Source organism: Streptomyces sp. NPDC001914 (assembly GCF_042891215.1).
In the GTDB taxonomy this organism is placed as follows: domain Bacteria; phylum Actinomycetota; class Actinomycetes; order Streptomycetales; family Streptomycetaceae; genus Streptomyces.
Window position 1 is genome coordinate 1 of the sequence record NZ_JBIASW010000046.1, and the last position, 1,001, is coordinate 1,001.

Consider the following 1,001-nt stretch of genomic DNA (forward strand, 5'->3'; position numbering starts at 1 on the left):
AGAGGTCGTTTTCTCCCGTTGTTTCATCCCGGAATCTGATGTTTGGTCTGCGGTGCCGGGTTGCGCCAGGAGACCGTGTTTTCGCTGGTGAGGCGGCGGGCCATGAGGTCGGTCATGGCGACGTGGATCATGGCTTCGGAGCGGGCGGGAAGGGTTTCGTAGTCGCGGGCCAGTCTGCGGTGGAGCATGAGCCAGCCGTAGGTCCGCTCGACTGCCCAGCGTTTCGGGATCGGGGTGAATCCCCTGGTCCCGGGCTTGCGTTGAGTGATTTCCATGTCGATGCCGAGGGTTGCGGCATGCTCGACGAGGTGCTGGCGGTAGCCGCCGTCGACCCACACCTTGCGGACGCGGGGATGCTCGGCGGCGACCTGGTCCAGGAGCTGGGTGCCGGCGACGGAGTCCTGCACGCTCGCCGCGGTGACCAGCACGGCGAGAAGGAGACCGATGGTGTCGGTGACGATGCTGCGCTTCCGCCCGACGATCTTCTTCCCGGCGTCGATGCCCTGGCCGGCGGCGGGCACGCTGGTGGAGGTTTTCACGCTCTGGGCGTCGATCACGCAGGCCGACGGCTCGGCCTCCCGCCCTTCCCTCTGCCGTAGAAGTTGCCTGAGCAGGCCGTTGAGCTGGGCGAACACGCCTTCCTGCTGCCATCTGGCGAAGTAGCCGTAGACCGTGTTCCAGTGCGGGAAGTCATGCGGAAGGTAGCGCCACTGAACCCCGGTCCGGTCCACATACAAGATCGCGTCCATGATGTCGCGCAGGTCGTGCTCAGGCGGCCGGCCGAAGTCCAGGGCCCTGCCGCGCCGCTCGAAGCGCCACGCTGCCAGGACCGGCTCGACCAACTCCCAGCGGGCATCGGACAGATCACTCGGATAAGGGTGCCGCTTGGCCATGCTTCCGGCGTACCGCCTCGAAGTGAATGCGCCCAGTCGCACCGAATCGGCGCTCGAAGCACACAGCCTCGAGGACCGGGCGTCCTGGGATGAAACAGGATTGCGACC

At 66.3% G+C, this 1,001-nt stretch carries 1 protein-coding gene; it reads right to left on the minus strand.

The features are described from left to right. Window positions 1-23: 23 nt before the first annotated feature. The gene (locus ACFYYF_RS41565) at window positions 24-893 is read right to left on the minus strand and encodes an IS5 family transposase (RefSeq protein ID WP_388784821.1); all 870 of its coding nucleotides are present in this window, start codon (window positions 891-893) and stop codon (window positions 24-26) included. Between the last annotated feature and the right edge of the window lie 108 nt (window positions 894-1,001).

Excerpts from the sequence above, each read along its gene's own strand:
- ACFYYF_RS41565 (WP_388784821.1), bottom strand. The coding sequence starts at position 893 with ATGGCCAAGCGGCACCCTTATCCGAGTGATCTGTCCGATGCCCGCTGG.